The sequence below is a fragment of the Jejuia spongiicola genome (assembly GCF_023502325.1).
Classification (GTDB): Bacteria; Bacteroidota; Bacteroidia; order Flavobacteriales; family Flavobacteriaceae; genus Wocania_A; species Wocania_A spongiicola.
Genome location: NZ_JAMFLZ010000001.1, coordinates 333,412 through 352,464 on the forward strand (window position 1 = coordinate 333,412; position 19,053 = coordinate 352,464).

The following is a 19,053-nucleotide window of genomic DNA, read 5'->3' on the forward strand; positions in this document are numbered from 1 at the left end:
AAACATTCCTTCTTAGCTCAGTTGGTTAGAGCATCTGACTGTTAATCAGAGGGTCCTTGGTTCGAGCCCAAGAGAAGGAGCAAAAAAAGTCTAACATTTATGTTAGACTTTTTTGTTTTTATAAACTTTCTGTTTAAAATTTAGTTTTTACCAATATGCATTTTAGGCATTGTTAATAATATAACAGAATGTTTAATAATCTGTATATCCTACTTCACTTGATGAATAGAATGTATCCGCATCTGGACTGACTAATTCTTCGTTGTTTTGAAGTTTTTTCACAAAATCAGGGTTTGATATAAAAGGCCTACCTACGTATACTAAATCTAAACCATTATCAAGAACCGTTTCTGCTTTTTCTATGGTATCGACATCTCCACCTGAAATAACAATGCCTTTAAAGTTATCTTTAATGATTTTTTTAATATTTGTATTGAAGTCTGGTGCTCCAAAAGCTACACGTTGATCGACAATATGAACATAGGCTAATTTAATTTTCGCTAACTCTTTTGATAAATAGATGAACGTATTTTCTAACTCTTCGTAATCTGATAACATATCATTAAAAGCCCCGTAAGGAGAAAACCTAATACCTACTTTATCACTACCAATTTCAACAGCTACCTTTTTGGCTGTTTCTAATACAAAACGAGCTCTATTCTCAACAGATCCACCATATTGGTCTTCTCTTTGATTGGATTTTGGGTTGATAAATTGATTCATTAAATAACCGTTAGCAGCATGCAGTTCTATACCATCAATACCAGCTTCATTTATTAATCGTTTGGCTGATAACACGTATTCATTTTGAGCAATCTCTATTTCTTCAATAGTCATTGCTTTAGGTGTATCATGCTCTACCATTCCAGTTTCTGTAAACATTTCACCAACAGCTTTTATACTTGACGGTGCAAGAGTAATACTGCCGATAGGCATATTTACTTTTGCCGAAATCCGACCTGTATGCATAAGTTGTACAAATATTTTTCCATTTTCTGAATGCACAGCTTCTGCTATAGTCTTCCATCCATTAATTTGAGCATCAGAAAAAGCACCAGGAATTCTTGGGTAGCCTAATCCGTTTGGCGATGGAGATGTGCCTTCACTAATTATAAGTCCAGCGCTTGCTCTTTGCTTGTAATAGGTTGCCATTAATTCGTTTGGGATATTGTCTATGGCCCTGCACCGTGTAAGTGGAGCCATTACAATTCTGTTTTTTAATTCAATATTAGACCCAAGTTTAAAGTTTTTAAATATTTCCATTTTTTATTTATTATTTAATTGTAAAAGAGCAGGTAAGTCCTGCACATAAGTTTCCATAAAGTTTGTCTACACCAAAAATAGCTCTGGAATGTTGTCCCTTCTCTCCTAAAACTTTGAGAAATAAATCAGAAGCTCCATTTACAATTTTTGGGGCATCGTTCCAGTTATTACCTGATTGATAATAGGCATCAAAATGGTTGAGACCAACTATGCGGTCCATACCAATTTTTGTTTCTACTTGAGCCAAAACATTTAAAGCGCACATTTGCATGGCTTTATAACCTTCATCATTTGTTAATTCATTCCCAAGTCTACCCTTATAGTAATGCTCCCCATTTATTATAGGAAATTGAATAGCTATATAAGCAATATCCCCTCTTATATTAACAGATACATATGAGCCTCCAGGAGTTGAGACTTTAGGCAATTCAAGATTAAGTTCTTTTAATTCTTTATTCATTTTTTTAATTTTATAATAGACTGGTCGTCTACTAAGGTTTAAATTTTTTTAATTTAATATCATTTTTAATCCAGAAACAAAATTATGTAAAGGGTCTATTGTCTTTTCGCATTTCATTCGTAAAAGAGCACCTTCCCAACTATTTAAAATAAAAGAGGCTAACGCTTTAGACTCTACATTTTTATTTACTTCACCCGCTTCTTGAGCTTCAATAATGCATTTCTCTAAAGTATTCTGCCAAAGATTAAATTCTTGAGCTATTGTATTTCTAAAACTTTCACTCACATCACTCAACTCGTTGCTTGAATTACCCATTAAGCACCCTTGCGTACATTTATTAAGTTGGAAATAATCTATCTTATCAATATATAGTTGAATAATTCGATGCCTAGGACTAAGTGATTTATCTTCTAGTAAATTTTTATATTCCAATAGTCCAATGGAGGAATATTTGCTAATTACCTGTACACCAAAATCTTCTTTACTATCAAAATAATAGTAAAATGATCCCTTTGGAACTTCAGCTTTGTCCAATATTTCTTTTAAGCCAACATTGTGATAGCCCTTTTTAATAAATAAATCAATCCCAGTTGTTAGTATTCTATTTTTTGTTTCAGACATTCTATATTAATATTAGACCGGTCGGCTACAAAAGTACTACAAAAAAAATAACTGCCAAATTATTTTTAAAATATCTTGATTTAATATTCTTTTTCAATAAGTTTATTACGACTAGACTTTTATCTCAATTTCTAGTTTTGTTTTCAGTAACCCTTTTCCTCCAGCCATTAAACTTTTTATCTTTTCGTTATCAGTTAATAAGTCAACAACTATTAAACTTGGTGATGGGGTAGTCATATATTTACCTTGTTGAATATAAAATCTTTTTTTCTTGATTTTTAAGATATCGTATAGATAGCATGCAAGTGGTCCGGCAGCCATTCCTGTTCCAGCCTCTTCTAATATACTATAGCGTGGTCCAAACATTCTTGAACTGGCATCTCTTCCCTCCGTGCCTGTTTCTGTTGAAAAGACATAATATCCAATTAAATCAAACACTTCACTTATCTCATTTATTAAGCTAAAATTAGGAATTATGTTCTTTAAAACTTTGATATTTTTAACAGGTACTAGAATAAATGAATTTCCTGTATTTACTAATTTAATAGGTGCATTAGGTTTTAGATCGGTTTTCTTTAAACCTAGAGATTTTAGAATAAGATCTTCCTTGTGGTTTACGTCAACATATTTTGGAGCTAGTTGCTCCATAAAAGCCATATCTCCTATTAATTTTATATTTCGTTTTCCGTCTATGGTTTCTTTTGAAGAGCTATCATTCTTCAAAACATTAATTTGTTTTAAATATGAAAAAGTTGCTACAGTAGCATGTCCGCAATGTGCAATTTGCTTGTTTGGAGTAAAAAAATCTAATTTATAGTCTTCTGTTTTTGATTTTGAAACAAAAGCCGTTTCAGATAGACCTACTTTTTTGGCAACTTCAAGCTTATTTTTATTTGATAGGTTGTCTGCATTTAAAACAACTCCTGCAGGGTTACCTCCTTTATCATTGTCAACAAAGGCATTTAGAATTTGTACATTTATAGTTTTCGTTTTGTCCATTTGTATAATTTTTTTGTTATACATAATAGACGAGACTATTTATAAAAAGACGTAGTTAAATTTAACTGTTTTCGAAATCCAATAATTTTCCTGAGTTATCAGATTGAACATTAGGGCAATCTAAAATGTTTTCCTTTAAAATTCCTCTAGCTTTCTGAATTCTTGATTTTGTTCCAGAATAGGATATTTTTAAATGTTTAGCTAACTCCTTTTGAGAGTAGTTTTTAAATGAAGTTAAAATTATGGCTTCTTTGTGTTGAGCAGAAAGCTGTTCTATTTTTTTGTTTATACAGTTAGTAAGCTTTGAGTAATCAAAATTTTCATTTTCGGCTTCAGGGATATCTAACTTGTCAATTGAGACAATCTTTGGCTTTGCTTTTCTAAAATAATCAATAATTGTATTTCTAGTTATTTGATAAACCCATGAGGTGAGTTTTGAAGATTGCTTTAACTGATGGATTTTAGATTGAATTTTCAAGAAAACTTCTTGATGAATGTCTTTAGATATTTGTTCGTCATTTGTTTTACTTAAAATGAACTTGTATAACTCTTCATTTAAATCAACCCAAATAATATTTATTTCATTTTCCATAACTTCAACTTTCTAAAAATTCTAATTTAATTGACCCGACAAAATCTAAAAAAACCTTTTTATGAAGTTCAAGATCCAAATTAGGAGAAAGCGCCACACGTGCTATATAATCTTTATCACCTTCTTTAGTTGTTCCTTGAGTAGATGTTGCCGGTATGGTCCAGTAACATCCATTTAACTGCCCATAACTTACACAGTATTTACTTTCATTAGGGATTTTGGTAATCATTAAATTGATTAATTTAAGATTTAATGCTCTTTTATAAGTTTCTTTTTCCTCAGCCGTATCGCCTTTAGTTGGTAAATCTAATGAAAACACAGATGGGGTAAATCCTTGTTTTGCCAATGCTGGTGAAACAAAATTTATTTTTGCTTCTGGTAAAGTTTCGTTGATGAAATTTACAAATTCACGCGTATTTTTATAAGCATCATTGATTCTTTGATTCATTGAAGGTAATTGCTTTGCTAATATTTCCATTTGAAGGCTTGTAGCTTCATTGTCGCAAAGTTTTAGATGCATTTCTATTTTACTCATCAAAGCTTCAGTTTTTTTATTTCCTACACAGTAACCTGCAGTGCATAATCCACCGCTTGGAAATTTTGACCCACTAGTATATGAAATAACTCTAACCGAAGAGAGTATTTCACCGTCACCTAAAAAGAGAACATTAGGGCAAAATGTTTGATCTAAAATAAACACAGGGTCGATCGCAATTTTATCTGTTGCCGTTTTACGCTCTTTGGCTAATGCTTCTTTTAGTTTTATAAGGTCTGGAACTTCAACTCTAGGATTTGTTGGTATTTCAGCAATGATGTATGGGATAGCATCTTCGTTAGCAATTTCGCTTAAAACTTTATCTATGCTTTGTACCATATCGTTATCACCATCAACTAATAAATCTACGATTTCAACATTATCAATACAAGCAGCTACTCGTCTGGCTTGGTCATTTGTTCCTCCATAACAATTTGGAGGAACAATAAATTTGATAGCCTTTCCTTTATGATTTTTTAGCGCATCGTGTACTAGCCCCATCATAATAGCATATTGAATTGATAGCCCGCTAGAACCAATTAAGGGTTTTGTAGTTGTGCTAGTAATGGCAGTAATTGAATCTAAGACATTAGTTTTGTTAGCATCTATACTATTAATAGTATCAAAAGAAGACCGCTTTGTTAGAGATTTTAAAGCAGCAAAACAATTGTATGGTGTCATTGCAATGGTTTCTCTTCTTCTGACATGCTGAATTTCTGAAATATAACTTTCATTTTGTTCGCCATTTGCTATTAAAACACTTCCAAGGTGTGAATAACCATTGATAAAAAAATCAATATTTGGATAGAGCTTATTTTTACATATTCCATCTTTTTGTGAAATAAAAACGGTACTGCCGCTAAATTGAGGAATCTCATCTATTTTTTCAACTTGTTTTAACTCAAAATTATAACCATAAATACTCTTGAGGATTTCAACATCAAAAAAACTTGGTAATTCATTTGTATAGATTATTTGTGTGCTTTTATTATCTATTAAATTTTTCCTCAGAATTGCTAGAACAGGTGTTGTCTTTGAAGAAAAGCTGACTACATTTTTTGGTTTTAGATTGTTTAAGTTAGCAATTCCCCATTCTAGTAAACAAGATAATGGATGACCTAATCGAATATAGTCATAGGCAGTAGGTAAATTACTTAGAGCTAATGATTTGGAATTGTTATTTTTAAATAAGATTTCAAACTGGTCTAAGAATTGAGTTTTGGCCAATTCTTCATCGTAAATATCTAGTCGATGTGTTGTTAAATTTAGCCAACCAGTTGGTATGTTTTCTAATACATCTTTAATATAATTTAGCACTTTATTGTCTTCCATAACTTCAGCTTTTTGAAAGCTCTAATTTAACTGCTTCAATATTGTTTTTAGAATTTCCAATAAAAATAGAGTCGTTAATGATTATTACTGGTCTGCTTAAAAAAGTATAGTGTTCTAATATATAATGTTTATAATCACGCTCTTCTAAGTTTTGCGTTTTTAAACCCATTTCTTTGTATAGCTTAGAACGTTTACTAAAAAGAGCTTCGTAGCTCCCGGCTAGTTCTTTCATTTGCTCTAATTGTTTAACGGTAATTTCTTCGGTTTTAATATCTTGTATAACAAATTCAGAAGACAGATTCAAGTCTTTTAAAATTCTGATGCAAGTGCTACATGTTTTTAAATAGTATACTTTTTTCATGATAAATCGTGGTTTCAAAAAGCAAATTAAAACTATATTTATCAAAAAAATAAATAATATGGATTTTACATTTCAGGTTATAAATAATATTAGAGTAATCTTTAGTAAAATAATTGAAGAAACCTCCTTAGAAGATTTAAATAAAATACCGAAGGGATTTAATAATAATATCATCTGGAATATTGCTCATGTTGTGGTTTCAGAGCAATTGTTGGCTTACAAATTATCTGGATTGTCTTCTACTCTTTCTGACGAAATAATTAATAAATACAGGAAAGATACCAAACCAGAAAGTGATGTAACTCAGAAAGAAGTAAATAAAATAAAAGACTTACTTTTTTCTACACTAGAAAAAACAAAAGCAGATTATAATAAAGGTGCTTTTAAAACCTATAATGCATACACCGTTTCTACAACTGGTAATACATTAACTAATATTGATGATGCGTTTCAGTTTATACTCACTCACGAAGGGATTCATTACGGATATGTTCTAGCTCTTTTAAAAGCTATTAAAAACTAGATAAGGTTTCGCCTCTTCAAAAGGGATAGAAAACTCAATTATTCCAGTTGAGTATGGCGCTATTTCGTAAGTGTTGTAAAGCAAAATAAGACCCTCGTCGCTATATCCGATATTAGCAGGTAAATTAAAAGTTTCACTATCAAAAAGAAGGTCTTTGCCTTCTACTGAACTATCAAAATACGTTTTAGCAATGGTTTTAAAAGAATCTACATCTTTAATTAATGAATTATTATCGATTAATTTTCCAGTTGATGCCTCAAAATTCAAAAACGAAATATTTAAGTTTCCATGAGCACCTCCAGTGTTAATATATGAGGTTAAAGAAATGCTTATAATGTCTTGTGTTTTAAAAATAACTTCGCCATCAATTTGTGCTTCCCACTCTTGTGCACTATCAGGGAAATCATTTATAAAATCAGTGTAGGCTACATTAAAATTGTCAATACTTTTTTCAATAGGTTTTACAATTTGTTTATTTGAATCTCCAATTTGTAAGGCTGCAATCACATAATTTTCAATAGCTGAATTTATAGACTTTGCAATGTCATTATTTTCGTTAGCGAATGGGATGTTTACTTCAACAATATTGTTGTTTTTTGAAGTGAAATTTGTTTCAGCAAAACTAATTGGGAACTCTTTTTTACAGCTAAATAGCATACAAAAAAGACAGATAATTAAAGGGGATTTGTTTTTAAGCATAAGTAGTATTGTTAACTATTGCTAAAGGTAATTATTGCATTTGAATTGAAAAAAAATTCCTCAATAAGTATTGAAGTTTCTGTTGAGGTTGTTATTCTCGTATAATCGGGATAGAATTAATAATATTTTTTGCTACAACAAATTAAAAATTACATTTGTATAAATTCTATTAGTAATGAAATTTAATACAAAAGTAATACATGGAGGGCAAAAACATGATGATGCTTACGGTGCAGTAATGCCGCCAATTTATCAAACAACAACTTACGCACAAACTACTCCTGGAGGACATAAAGGCTACGAATATTCTAGAACACACAACCCCACTAGAAATGCTTTAGAAAATGCTTTCGCTAGTATTGAAAATGGAAACTATGGACTTGCATTTGGATCTGGGCTAGCTGCAATTGATGCTGTTGTTAAACTTTTAAAACCTGGCGATGAAGTAATTTCTACTAATGATTTATATGGAGGTTCTTTTAGGTTATTTACTAAGATATTTCAAGATTTTGGTATCAAATTCCATTTTATAGGAATGGAAAATGCTTCAAACATCGAATCATATATTAATACCAATACTAAGCTTATTTGGATCGAAACGCCAACTAACCCTATGATGACTATTATTGATATTAAAGCAATATCTGTAATAGCAAAAAAGTATAGCATTTTACTTGCAGTTGATAATACGTTTGCAACACCTTATTTGCAACAGCCACTTGATTTGGGAGCAGATATTGTAATGCATTCGGCAACCAAATACCTAGGTGGACACAGTGATGTTGTTATGGGAGCCCTTGTTGTTAAAGATAAAGCCTTAGCAGATAAGCTGTACTTTATACAAAATGCAAGTGGCGCTATTTGTGGTCCACAAGACAGTTTTTTGGTTTTAAGAGGTATAAAAACATTACATGTAAGAATGCAACGCCATTGCGAAAACGGTAAGGTTATAGCTGAGTATTTAGCAAATCACCCTAAAGTCGAAAATGTGTATTGGCCAGGGTTTGAAAACCATCCAAATCATGATATTGCAAAATCTCAAATGAAAGATTTTGGAGGCATGATTTCATTTACTTCAAAGGAGAGTAATTTTGAAAAGGCCATTAAAATTGTAGAAAAATTAAAAGTTTTTACTTTGGCTGAATCGCTAGGAGGGGTAGAATCACTTTCTGGTCATCCAGCAAGTATGACACATGCTAGCATACCAAAAGAGGATAGAGAAAAAACAGGTGTTGTAGATTCTTTAATTAGATTAAGTGTAGGTATTGAAGATATTGATGATTTGATTGCCGATATAAAACAAGCTTTAGGTTAAATAAAATACTTAAAAAAATAAATCCCATACTTGGGATATCAAATATGGGGTTTAACATGTTAAAAATATCTTTTTAGTCTAAATAATAAATATAACCAACATTAACCCATAAAAGCCAATCATTATATTTATTATACTCTAAGTTATGATTTAAGCCATCAACCCAATCGCTAAAATAATATTGCCATCTAAAATCAAGCATTAAATCAGATAATTTATCAAGCTTATATCGAAAGCCTGCACTTGCAACTACAGACCATGTGGTGCCTCCGTTAACATTAACAGGATATGGGTCTACAGCAGGGTCGAAATTATCAAACCAATGCGAATATATATTTGCCTGATCAAAAACACCTCTATAATTAGGGTCTGTAGTATCTCCATAGGTTGTACTAGCTTTTGGGGAAAAAGATGTATAATGAACACCTAAACTAGCAAAAGGCGCTATTCTATAGCTAAAAGACTGAAATTCTCTAATACTTCTAGGAAAAAACTCAAGTTGAGTTCCAATATCAAAATTTTGAGCGACACCAGAATGTGCTCTCAATTTATCTGCGTTTGGAGTAGTACGATTAGGGGCGACCCATTCCCCATGATGATTCAAAGTGGTTTTGTTCCATGAGATTTCGTTCCTTACTTTAAAATGATCATTAAAATAAGTATCAGTAGTATAACAATTACAATCCGCTCTATATGCAAAGTTTATATAATGAACAATTCCTATACCAAATCCAGAGTTGCCAAAATTTGTTTTTTCGTCATCACGACTACCAAAATCTGACCTAAATTCTACGGGACCAGCAATAACGCCTATTTCGTGAGAGAAACCTAATTGAGAGTAAGCTGTTTGATAAATAACAAACAAGCAAAAAGCTGAAGCTAAATGTTTCAAGTTAAGCATAATAAGGTTTTGTTTTTTGAGGCATTGTTACAACAAATATATAAAAACTCGATTAACAAACAAATATTTGGGGATTTCGAAAAAAAAGCAAAAAACTATTAGTTGCGAATTTCAAAAAAAAATGAGGTAATTTTTAAAGATAACGTATATTTGCGCTTTAAAATTATGTTGTTTATAATTAAGTAATACAATTCGTATAGATGAAAAATAATATTGATGCATTTTTAGATCTGGTAAAAGAGCGTAATGGTCATGAACCAGAATTTTTACAAGCTGTTGAGGAAGTAGCAGAGACAGTAATTCCTTACATTGTTAAACATGATATTTATTACGGAAAAAACATTCTTCTAAGAATGGTAGAGCCAGAACGGTTAATCTCGTTTAGAATTTCTTGGGTAGATGACCAAGGAGAAATTCAAGTAAACAGAGGTTATAGAGTTCAAATGAATTCTGCAATTGGCCCTTATAAAGGTGGTTTGCGTTTTCACCCTACAGTAAATGCTAGTATTTTAAAGTTTTTAGCTTTTGAGCAAGTTTTTAAAAATTCTTTAACCACACTTCCTATGGGAGGGGGTAAAGGAGGTTCAGATTTTGATCCTAAAGGTAAATCTGACAATGAAATCATGCGTTTTTGTCATGCTTTTATGAGTGAGTTATTTAGACATATTGGCCCGAATACAGATGTTCCCGCTGGAGACATAGGTGTTGGTGGAAGAGAAATAGGCTTTTTATTTGGAATGTATAAAAAACTAAGAAATGAGTTTACAGGTGTTTTAACTGGTAAAGGAATGTCTTGGGGAGGCTCTTTAATACGTCCAGAAGCAACAGGTTACGGGACAGTATATTTTGCTGAAAAAATGTTAAGCACAAAAGGCGATGATTTAAAAAATAAAAATGTTGTAGTTTCTGGGTCTGGTAATGTAGCGCAATTTGCAGTTGAAAAATCGTTACAGTTAGGAGCAAAAGTATTAACTATGTCTGATTCATCAGGTTATATTTATGATGTTGACGGTATTGATACTGAAAAATTAGCTCATGTCATGGAACTTAAAAATGTAAAACGAGCTAGAATTAGTGAGTATCTTAAAAAATATCCGAATGCAGAGTTTGTTGAAGGAAAAACGCCTTGGGGAGTTAAATGTGATATCGCATTACCATGTGCAACTCAAAACGAACTTAATGAGAACGATGCTAATACACTTTTAGGTAATGGATGTATTTGTGTTAGCGAAGGTGCTAATATGCCATCAACTAAAGATGCAATTACTGCTTTCCATAAAGCAAAAATATTATTTGCCCCAGGAAAGGCTTCAAATGCAGGTGGCGTTGCAACTTCAGGATTAGAAATGACTCAAAATTCTTTAAGATTTAATTGGACAAGAGAAGAAGTTGATAATAAATTAAAAGAAATCATGTCTAATATTCACGATTCTTGTATTGAATACGGAAAAGACGAAGATGGATATATTGATTATGTGAAAGGTGCCAATATTGCTGGATTTGTTAAGGTAGCTGATGCTATGTTAGCACAAGGTATTGTTTAAAATAACTTTTATTGATATTGAAAAAGCTTCCTAATTTTAGGAAGCTTTTTTGTTTAATTTATATTATTTTAAAGTAAAATTCGTTAGTTATAAATATCTTTAGCTTTTAGAAAAAACACTTATGCTTAGAAGATTTGTTGTATTAATTATATGTTGTATACCTCTTTTGCAATTCGGGCAAGATTTTTCGGCACTTTGGGAAGGTCATTTTTCCTATAATAATATAAAAGATGTAGTTAAAGGAAATAATAAAATTTACGCAGCTGCAGAAAATGTTATTTTTAGTATAGACATACAAACTAATGAGTTAAATGAGTTAACTACAGTAAACGGATTATCTGGAGAAGCAATATCAACAATTTATTATAGCGATGTTTATGAGTTGCTGCTTATTGGGTATGAAAATGGTTTAATAGAAATTGTTTTTGATAATGATGAAAACATTCTCTCGGTAGTTGATATTATTGATAAACCAACTATTCCACCAACCGATAAGAGAATAAATCATTTTGATGCTTTTGAGAATGACGTATATATATCTACAAACTATGGAATTTCAGTTTTTAATTTAGAACGATTAGAGTTTGGAGATACATACTTTATAGGTAATTTGGGCAGCCAAACACGAGTTAATCAAACTACTATTATAGGAGATTATATTTATGCAGCTTGTTTAGATGGTAACGGATTAAAAAAAGCTCAAATATCAAGCCCTAATTTAATAGATTATCAAAACTGGCAAACAGTATCTAATGGAGACTTTTTGGCAGTTCAATCTGTAGAAAACCAATTATATACCATTAGAACAAATAGAAGACTTTATCAAGTTGTAAATGATGTTTTAATAGAGCTATTCCAATTTGCTGATGTACCGGTTGATGTAAGAGCAACAAATGATACATTGTTGGTTACAACAAGAAACAGCTCGTTTGTTTATGATAGTAATTTCAATTTAATGTCTCAAGCGAATGTTAATAGTGCTTTTGATACTAATTTTACTTCAGCTATTACAGATTCAGAGTTTATCTATATTGGGACCACAGATTTTGGAGTTTTAAAAACACTTATATCTAACCCAGTGGAGTATGAAGAAATTCACCCAGAAGGACCTTTATTAAATATACCATTTTCAATTCAAGCAGGACAAAATGATTTATGGGTTACTTTTGGGGAACACACATTTTTTTATAACCCTTATCCCTTAAATAACAGAGGTATTAGCCATTTTAAAGATAATGCATGGGTAAATACACCTTATGAAGATGTTTTAGATGCTAAGTGTTTAAATGCAATTTCAATAAACCCATCTAATAGTAATCAAGTATTTGTTGGTTCTTATTTTAACGGATTATTAGAAATAAATGATGAAATCCCAAGTGTGTTATATAATGAAACTAATAGCGACTTAGAGTCTTTAGTTTTACCTAGTGATCCTAATTACGTGGATATTAGAGTAGGGCCATTTGCTTTTGATAGAAATGGTATTTTATGGACACTTACAAGTCAAGTTGAAAAACCTCTAAAGGCATACAACCCTAGTAGTAATCAATGGCAGTCATATGATTTTACACAATTTAGAACCGAATTAGGGTTCGGTAATATTGTTATTGGGGATGATGGTACTAAATGGATAGCAGGCTACTGGAATGGTGTTATAGGTTTTAAAGAAAATAACGGAACACCTTTGCTAAAAAGAGTCAATAGTGAAGAAGAGAATATGCCTACGCACAACGCAACTGCAATTGCTATTGATAAAAGAAACCAGTTATGGGTGGGTACAGAGAGAGGTTTAAGAGTTATTTATAATACCTCTGATTTTTTTACTGAAGAAAATATTCGTGCCGAAGAAATAATTATTGAAGAAGGAGGTATAGCTAAAGAGTTACTATTTGAACAATTAATTAAAGATATTGAAGTTGATGGTTCAAACAATAAATGGATTGGAACCGCTGACTCTGGAATATTCTATTTTTCTTCTGATGGACAAAAAACGATATTTCATTTTACAAAAGATAATTCGCCTCTGCCTTCAAATACGATAAACGATATTTCTTTAGATGATTCTAACGGAATTGTTTACATCGCAACCAACAAAGGGTTAGTATCTTTCCGCTCAGGTGGTTCAAGTCCGTTAAGTGATTTAGAAAGCGCATATGCTTATCCAAATCCAGTAAGGCCATCGTTTAATATTGTTGATGAAAAAGTGAAAATTAAAGATATTTCTGAAAATGTAAACATAAAAATAACTGATATTGAAGGAAATTTAGTGGCTGAAGCTCAATCAAGAAATAATCTTCGATATAGAGGTTATAACCTTGAAATTGATGGAGGAACAGCATATTGGAATGGAAAAAATCTTGCAAACCATGTTGTAGCTTCTGGAGTATATTTAGTTATGTTATCTGACTTAGATACTTTTGAGACCAAAGTATTAAAACTAATGGTTGTTAGATAATGCTAATCTCTACAAACGCTATTGTCTTATCCAAATTAAAGTACCGTGATAGTGACTTAATTGTAAAGTGTTATACCGAACAATTAGGAGTTGTCAGTTTTCTATTAAGAGGTGTTTTAAAAAATAAAAAAGGAAATTCAAAAAAAGCATATTTTCAGCTTCTTTCTCAATTGCAGTTAGAAATTATTTATAAAGAAAACCGTTCTCTACAAGTTATTAAAGAAGTTAAATTAAATCATTTATACACCAGTTTACATTCAAATATTTTAAAAAGTGCAATTGTTATGTTTTTGGCAGAAGTTTTGTCAAATACTTTAAAGGAAGAAGAACAAAACAATCTCCTTTTCAGCTATATAGAAACTACATTGTTGTGGTTAGATGTACATTCTGAATATTCGAATTTTCATCTGCTTTTCTTGCTCAATTTAACTAAATACTTAGGTTTTTATCCAGAAGAACTTAATAAAAAATATAATTACTTTAACTTATTAGATGGTAAATTTGAAATAAAAGAGAAAGGAAAATACTCTATTTATGGAGAAAATTTAACACTATTAAAAACCTTATTGGGCACAACATTTGATGCCTTATCTTCAGTGAAGATTAATGCAAAGCAAAGACAATCATTTTTAAGTATGATTTTGCTTTATTTTGAATTACATTTGGGCAGTTTTAAAACTCCAAAATCGCTTCAGATTTTTAATCAAGTTTTTAGTTAGAATATGAAACCTTGTTACGTCATTTTTTTATTGCTCTTTGCGTCTAATATTTTAGTCGCTCAGCAAATAAAAGTTCTTAATAAACTTACCGAAGAGCCAGTTTCTGGGGTTGCTATATATAACATTGATAAAACTAAAAGTGTAATTACAAACTTTAAGGGAGAAGCTAGTATAGATAAGTTTTCTAATACTGACGTTATATATTTTCAGCACTTATCTCATCTTTTAAAGAAGATAACAAAATCTCAAATTAATGCATTTAATATTGTTTATTTAGATTCTAATACCCAGGGTTTAGAACAAATTGTTATTTCAGCATCAAAATTTGAACAAAATAAAAAAGACATCCCTCAAAAAATTATTAGTTTAAATTCTAAAAACATTGAATTTACAAACCCTCAAACTAGTGCAGATTTATTGGAAACTACTGGTCAAGTTTATGTCCAGAAGAGTCAATTAGGGGGAGGAAGCCCAATGATTAGAGGGTTTTCAACTAATAGGTTGTTAATTTCGGTTGATGGAGTAAGAATGAATAACGCTATTTTCAGAGGCGGAAATTTACATAATGTTATTGCTGTAGACCCTTTTTCAATTATGAATACGGAGGTAACTTTAGGTTCTGGTTCAGTTATTTATGGTAGCGATGCAGTTGGCGGTGTTATGAGTTTTTATACACTAAAGCCAAAACTTTCAAAAACCGATACACTGTTATTTAAATCTAACGCAGTTGTTAGATATGCTACAGCTAATGAAGAAAAAACTGGACATTTCGATTTCAATTTAGGCTACAAAAAATGGGCTTTTTTAACAAATGCAAGCTATACTGATTTTAATGATTTAAGAATGGGGAGTGATGGTCCTGATGATTATTTAAGATCAGAATTTGTATTGGAAACAAATAATGGAGATGTTGTTATACAAAACAGTAACCCTTTAAAGCAAAAATATTCTGGTTACAACCAAATAAATTTAATGCAAAAAGTGCATTATCAACCTTATGAAAATTTAAGTTTTGATTTAGGGTTGCATTTTACAACAACTACAGATATTCCAAGATACGATAGGTTAATACGCTATAAAAATGATGATTTGCGTTCAGCTGAATGGAATTACGGACCTCAACAATGGTTTATGTCTAACTTTCAAGTAACCAAATTAAGTAGTCGATCTAATTTGTATAATAAAGTAAAAGCAACAGTTGCTTACCAAAATTTTCAAGAAAGCAGAAAAGATAGAGATTTTCAATCAGATGTAAGAAACGTAAGAGAAGAAGCAGTAGACGCTTATTCTTTTAATTTAGATTTTGAAAAAACCTTAAGTGCAAAAACACAATTTTTTTACGGACTTGAGTATGTTTATAACAAGGTCATGTCTTATGGAGAGGAAGAAAATATTACAACTAATACAGTTTTTCCAACAGTGTCGAGATATCCAAATGGAGCAAGCTGGCAATCTGCAGCCATATATTCAAGTATTAAATATAAGCCAAATCCAAAGTTTGTTTTTCAATCGGGCTTGCGCTTCAATCACATTGTTTCCAAGGCTAATTTTGAAGCTAATAATGTATATTTAAATTTACCCTTTGAATCCTCAGAGAATAAAGCAGGAGCTTTTACAGGTACAGCAGGAATTAGTTGGTCGCCTAGCAAGGTTTTGCAATGGAAGCTTAATGCATCGTCAGCTTTTAGGGCTCCAAATATTGATGATATAGGTAAGGTGTTTGATTCTGAACCAGGATCGGTGGTTGTGCCAAACGAAAATTTAAAACCTGAATATGCCTATGGTGGTGAATTAGGATTAAAATTAAATTTTGATAATACTTTTATATTAGATATGAGTTCTTATTACACCTATTTGGATAATGCCTTAGTAAGAAGGGGTCATAATTTGAATGGAGAAACAGAGATTATGTACGATGGAGAATTAAGTAATGTACAAGCTATTCAAAATGCGTCAAAAGCATGGATTTATGGTTTTGAGGTTGGTTTGCTTTTTAATATTACTAATAATTTTAAATTAACATCTCAGTATAGTGTTACTGGTGGCACAGAGGAAAAAGAAAATATTGAGGTTCCAATTCGTCATGTGGCTCCTAATTTTGGAAACACGCATTTAGTATGGAACTATAAACAATTAAAAGTTGATGTGTTTGCCAATTATAATAGCGAATTATCATTTAATCAATTAGCGCCTTCAGAAATTAGTAAGGATTACATTTATGCAAAAGATGAAAACGGAAATCCCTACTCGCCTTCGTGGAGTACATTAAATGTTAGAACACAATACCAAATAAGTAATTCAACAACACTTACTGCGAGTATAGAAAACATCACAGACCAGCGTTATAAAACATACTCTTCTGGAATAGCAGCATCAGGCAGAAACTTTATTTTAGCTTTAAAATATAGTTTATAACTTATTTTTTAATAGCTTTTTTAGTAACAGTAATACCGTTTGATAATTCAACTTTTGCAATAAAAATAGTACTTTTTAAGCTAGATAACTCATAGGTTTCTGAGTTGTTATTCTTTCCTTTAAAGTTATATAATTGCCTTCCTAAAAGGTCATAAATGATTACTGCTTTAATGCTTAAGCCATTAGATGTCTTAAAGTTTACCTGATTATCATTTAACTCAATAATGGTAAGACTATTTTCATTAGAGTTAATGTCATCTGTAGATAAAGATTTGTCGTTGAAAACAATTTTAAAACGATTATTAAACTCTCCTACTTCAGATGTAAACGTATAATCTGAATCAGATAGATTATGCGTTTTATCAAGTAAATTATCTTTTAAGTAAATAGGGTTATTGTTTAAAAAGTCGCCTTGTAATTGTCTAATTGATAAAGTGTATGATGTCGGAACATCAATAATTGTTTTAAAACCTAAATCAATAATTTCGTTTTCATTTAAATCACTTGGAGCTTTTCCTTGAATGGCAAATTTATCATTGTCGTTTTCAATTCTTGAGTATAAAAAAGCAGAATTCCCTGACGATATTACTCTTTTTGCATCATAAGCAGAACCATCATTATCGCTGGTTGCGTTTTCAATATAACTAATTAAAATTTGATTAAACGCCCCATTATCAGTGGTTAAACTAACCCATAATTTATTTGCAATAATGGTGTTGGATTTTGTTTTAAAATTTGAATTTTTAAAAAATTGACTATTATCAATAGTACCAATAGCGCGCATCGAATTGTTAAATGTAAGATTTGAAGCAGCAAGTGCTTCAACAAAAAATCCTTGACCTGATGCAATAGAACCGTTAGGAATTGTACCGGCTCCACCACCTGATATTGCTCCAGAACTATTTATCATAGCGTAATCACTTGAAGAGTAATTATTCCCTTGATTTCCGCTAGCGTTTGGATCGAGCGGAGTAGCTTGGTCCCATAGATAAATAACGTCTACTACTCCTGTATTTGCAGTGAAAAACTGACTAGCATTTATAGCACTTGGGTAAGGGTTACCAACAAAATTCCAATCATTATAAGCACCTCCGCTATTGTTTATCAGAGGAACTTGAATGACTCCATTATTAAAAGAACCTATAAAATCGAAAGTTTCTGGACGAGGAAAAGCAGGACCAAACTCATTCGTTCTCATAGCATAACCAACACCAGGAATCATTGCTCCAGATGCGTATTCCCAATCGTTTCCATCATCATCTTGATCATCTACTCCAGCATTTGGTAAAAATGTATTTGTGTTTCCAATTTCTTCTAATAAATCAACAAAATTTGTTGCATTGAATGAAAAACGCTTATCAATAGGTATAGTACTAAATGTATTTTCAATCGTTCCGTTAGAAATAGGTGAGCTCCAATATGTATAAATAAATTTATTTTGTATCGTTTTAGTTTTACTTACTAGAACCCCATTAGTAGTATTATCTGTAAAAGTAGCGGTATCACTATTTTGTATAAAATTACCTTGGTTATCCACAAATAGTTGACCATCAACTGTTGAGTCATTTTCTACTTCTACATATGTTCCGTCATTTACCCTTAACAAAAAACCACTATTAACTGTTAGCGTACATGCACTAAAACTTCCATTAGTCGTAGTGCTGTAGTTTCCATTAATGATAGCCTCAGTAGTTATGTCTGGCATAGCACTCCAATTAGTTCCATTCCAAGTAACAGTGGATGTACATGTACCAGCAACGGCTCCATTGAATGTGAAATCGCTTATTCTAAATCTTCCAGGATTACTTGATGCTCCCCAAGCATAAATTCTAAAAGTAACAGGAGAAGAAATATTTTGATATGTTGATGCTGATAAATCGATAATAGTGAGTCCTGCTCCAGCAGGAGAAGTAATATCGCTTGAAAAGGCATCTATACTAGACCTTATGCTAAAATTAGTTGGACCAGTCGCTGAAACTGTACTATTATATGTTAAATTAACAAAATTAATCTCATACCCCAAATTTGGTGTTAGTGTGAACTCAAAGTAAGCACTAGCATCAAAAGATACAGTGTTCCAACTACTTGCACTATACTCATCAGTTGCGTTTCGACCTGTAGCTCCAGGGCCTCTACCAATTCCAGATACTGTTATATTAGGGTCTATTACTTGACCAGTTGTATATGGATTATCATTATTAGGATTTGATCCCGTTATAGGGTTTGAAAAAATACTTTGCCCATAGCTTAAACTAGTAGTTAATAGCAGTATTAGTAAATAAGTAATTTTTTTCATCATGTTAAGTTTTTTAAACCTAG

The 19,053-nt window shown here is 31.4% G+C and carries 16 protein-coding genes and 1 tRNA gene; 7 read left to right on the plus strand and 10 right to left on the minus strand.

Translation table 11 applies throughout. The features are described from left to right. The first annotated feature begins 6 nt into the window (after window positions 1–6). Window positions 7–80, plus strand: a tRNA-Asn gene (locus M3P09_RS01540). A 112-nt stretch (window positions 81–192) separates the two neighbouring features. On the opposite strand, the gene M3P09_RS01545 is transcribed toward M3P09_RS01540, so the two are convergent. The 7 genes from M3P09_RS01545 to M3P09_RS01575 form a co-directional block, all read right to left on the minus strand. Then, window positions 193–1,263, minus strand: coding sequence for an alkene reductase (locus tag M3P09_RS01545; protein WP_249971773.1), 1,071 nt, complete (start codon window positions 1,261–1,263; stop codon window positions 193–195). A 10-nt stretch (window positions 1,264–1,273) separates the two neighbouring features. Beyond that, window positions 1,274–1,723 (minus strand): RidA family protein, encoded by a 450-nt coding sequence (locus tag M3P09_RS01550; protein WP_099564963.1) that lies wholly within the window; start codon window positions 1,721–1,723, stop codon window positions 1,274–1,276. Window positions 1,724–1,771: 48 nt separating this feature from the next. Next, entirely contained in the window at window positions 1,772–2,344 is a 573-nt protein-coding gene (locus M3P09_RS01555) for a TetR/AcrR family transcriptional regulator (protein WP_099564962.1), read from the minus strand. Window positions 2,345–2,455: 111 nt separating this feature from the next. Continuing rightward, window positions 2,456–3,343, minus strand: coding sequence for a PhzF family phenazine biosynthesis protein (locus M3P09_RS01560; protein ID WP_099565430.1), 888 nt, complete (start codon window positions 3,341–3,343; stop codon window positions 2,456–2,458). 61 nt (window positions 3,344–3,404) lie between these two features. Continuing rightward, a complete protein-coding gene (locus tag M3P09_RS01565) occupies window positions 3,405–3,935 on the minus strand; it encodes a sigma-70 family RNA polymerase sigma factor (RefSeq protein ID WP_099564961.1) in 531 nt (176 codons plus the stop codon). 4 nt (window positions 3,936–3,939) lie between these two features. After that, the gene (locus M3P09_RS01570) at window positions 3,940–5,802 is read right to left on the minus strand and encodes a PLP-dependent aminotransferase family protein (protein WP_099564960.1); all 1,863 of its coding nucleotides are present in this window, start codon (window positions 5,800–5,802) and stop codon (window positions 3,940–3,942) included. A 4-nt stretch (window positions 5,803–5,806) separates the two neighbouring features. Next, a complete protein-coding gene (locus M3P09_RS01575; protein ID WP_249971774.1) occupies window positions 5,807–6,163 on the minus strand; it encodes an arsenate reductase family protein in 357 nt (118 codons plus the stop codon). A gap of 58 nt (window positions 6,164–6,221) precedes the next feature. Between M3P09_RS01575 and M3P09_RS01580 the strand changes: the two genes are divergently transcribed. Then, the gene (locus tag M3P09_RS01580) at window positions 6,222–6,686 is read left to right on the plus strand and encodes a DinB family protein (RefSeq protein ID WP_249971775.1); all 465 of its coding nucleotides are present in this window, start codon (window positions 6,222–6,224) and stop codon (window positions 6,684–6,686) included. On the opposite strand, the gene M3P09_RS01585 is transcribed toward M3P09_RS01580, so the two are convergent. Beyond that, a complete protein-coding gene (locus M3P09_RS01585) occupies window positions 6,666–7,385 on the minus strand; it encodes a DUF3298 and DUF4163 domain-containing protein (protein ID WP_249971776.1) in 720 nt (239 codons plus the stop codon). The two genes, M3P09_RS01580 and M3P09_RS01585, sit on opposite strands and share 21 nt — an antisense overlap. A gap of 175 nt (window positions 7,386–7,560) precedes the next feature. Here M3P09_RS01585 and M3P09_RS01590 point away from each other — a divergent pair, with 175 nt between their 5' ends. Then, window positions 7,561–8,700 carry a cystathionine gamma-synthase gene (locus M3P09_RS01590; RefSeq protein WP_249971777.1) on the plus strand — a complete coding sequence of 380 codons (1,140 nt, stop codon included), beginning with the start codon at window positions 7,561–7,563 and terminating at the stop codon, window positions 8,698–8,700. 73 nt (window positions 8,701–8,773) lie between these two features. Here the strand turns inward: M3P09_RS01590 and M3P09_RS01595 are convergent, their stop codons facing one another. After that, a complete protein-coding gene (locus tag M3P09_RS01595; RefSeq protein ID WP_249971778.1) occupies window positions 8,774–9,601 on the minus strand; it encodes a THC0290_0291 family protein in 828 nt (275 codons plus the stop codon). Window positions 9,602–9,801: 200 nt separating this feature from the next. Between M3P09_RS01595 and gdhA the strand changes: the two genes are divergently transcribed. The 4 genes from gdhA to M3P09_RS01615 all read left to right on the plus strand — a co-directional run bounded on the left by gdhA (window position 9,802) and on the right by M3P09_RS01615 (window position 16,734). Then, window positions 9,802–11,145, plus strand: a complete 1,344-nt coding sequence (gene gdhA / locus M3P09_RS01600) for an NADP-specific glutamate dehydrogenase (RefSeq protein ID WP_249971779.1) — start codon at window positions 9,802–9,804, stop codon at window positions 11,143–11,145. 121 nt (window positions 11,146–11,266) lie between these two features. Beyond that, window positions 11,267–13,600 carry a type IX secretion system anionic LPS delivery protein PorZ gene (gene porZ / locus M3P09_RS01605; RefSeq protein WP_249971780.1) on the plus strand — a complete coding sequence of 778 codons (2,334 nt, stop codon included), beginning with the start codon at window positions 11,267–11,269 and terminating at the stop codon, window positions 13,598–13,600. Next, window positions 13,600–14,319, plus strand: a complete 720-nt coding sequence (gene recO / locus M3P09_RS01610; protein WP_099564953.1) for a DNA repair protein RecO — start codon at window positions 13,600–13,602, stop codon at window positions 14,317–14,319. The genes porZ and recO overlap by 1 nt, the downstream gene beginning before the upstream one ends. A 3-nt stretch (window positions 14,320–14,322) precedes the next feature. Continuing rightward, window positions 14,323–16,734 carry a TonB-dependent receptor gene (locus M3P09_RS01615; RefSeq protein ID WP_249971781.1) on the plus strand — a complete coding sequence of 804 codons (2,412 nt, stop codon included), beginning with the start codon at window positions 14,323–14,325 and terminating at the stop codon, window positions 16,732–16,734. 1 nt (window position 16,735) lies between these two features. Here M3P09_RS01615 and M3P09_RS01620 read toward each other — a convergent pair whose 3' ends face one another. Then, window positions 16,736–19,033 (minus strand): hypothetical protein, encoded by a 2,298-nt coding sequence (locus tag M3P09_RS01620; protein WP_249971782.1) that lies wholly within the window; start codon window positions 19,031–19,033, stop codon window positions 16,736–16,738. Window positions 19,034–19,053: the final 20 nt, after the last annotated feature.

Excerpts from the sequence above, each read along its gene's own strand:
- M3P09_RS01585 (WP_249971776.1), bottom strand. The coding sequence starts at position 7,385 with ATGCTTAAAAACAAATCCCCTTTAATTATCTGTCTTTTTTGTATGCTA.
- M3P09_RS01555 (WP_099564962.1), bottom strand. The coding sequence starts at position 2,344 with ATGTCTGAAACAAAAAATAGAATACTAACAACTGGGATTGATTTATTT.
- recO (WP_099564953.1), top strand. The coding sequence starts at position 13,600 with ATGCTAATCTCTACAAACGCTATTGTCTTATCCAAATTAAAGTACCGT.
- M3P09_RS01550 (WP_099564963.1), bottom strand. The coding sequence starts at position 1,723 with ATGAATAAAGAATTAAAAGAACTTAATCTTGAATTGCCTAAAGTCTCA.
- M3P09_RS01620 (WP_249971782.1), bottom strand. The coding sequence starts at position 19,033 with ATGATGAAAAAAATTACTTATTTACTAATACTGCTATTAACTACTAGT.
- M3P09_RS01545 (WP_249971773.1), bottom strand. The coding sequence starts at position 1,263 with ATGGAAATATTTAAAAACTTTAAACTTGGGTCTAATATTGAATTAAAA.
- M3P09_RS01575 (WP_249971774.1), bottom strand. The coding sequence starts at position 6,163 with ATGAAAAAAGTATACTATTTAAAAACATGTAGCACTTGCATCAGAATT.
- M3P09_RS01615 (WP_249971781.1), top strand. The coding sequence starts at position 14,323 with ATGAAACCTTGTTACGTCATTTTTTTATTGCTCTTTGCGTCTAATATT.
- M3P09_RS01595 (WP_249971778.1), bottom strand. The coding sequence starts at position 9,601 with ATGCTTAACTTGAAACATTTAGCTTCAGCTTTTTGCTTGTTTGTTATT.
- porZ (WP_249971780.1), top strand. The coding sequence starts at position 11,267 with ATGCTTAGAAGATTTGTTGTATTAATTATATGTTGTATACCTCTTTTG.
- M3P09_RS01560 (WP_099565430.1), bottom strand. The coding sequence starts at position 3,343 with ATGGACAAAACGAAAACTATAAATGTACAAATTCTAAATGCCTTTGTT.
- M3P09_RS01570 (WP_099564960.1), bottom strand. The coding sequence starts at position 5,802 with ATGGAAGACAATAAAGTGCTAAATTATATTAAAGATGTATTAGAAAAC.
- M3P09_RS01565 (WP_099564961.1), bottom strand. The coding sequence starts at position 3,935 with ATGGAAAATGAAATAAATATTATTTGGGTTGATTTAAATGAAGAGTTA.
- gdhA (WP_249971779.1), top strand. The coding sequence starts at position 9,802 with ATGAAAAATAATATTGATGCATTTTTAGATCTGGTAAAAGAGCGTAAT.
- M3P09_RS01580 (WP_249971775.1), top strand. The coding sequence starts at position 6,222 with ATGGATTTTACATTTCAGGTTATAAATAATATTAGAGTAATCTTTAGT.
- M3P09_RS01590 (WP_249971777.1), top strand. The coding sequence starts at position 7,561 with ATGAAATTTAATACAAAAGTAATACATGGAGGGCAAAAACATGATGAT.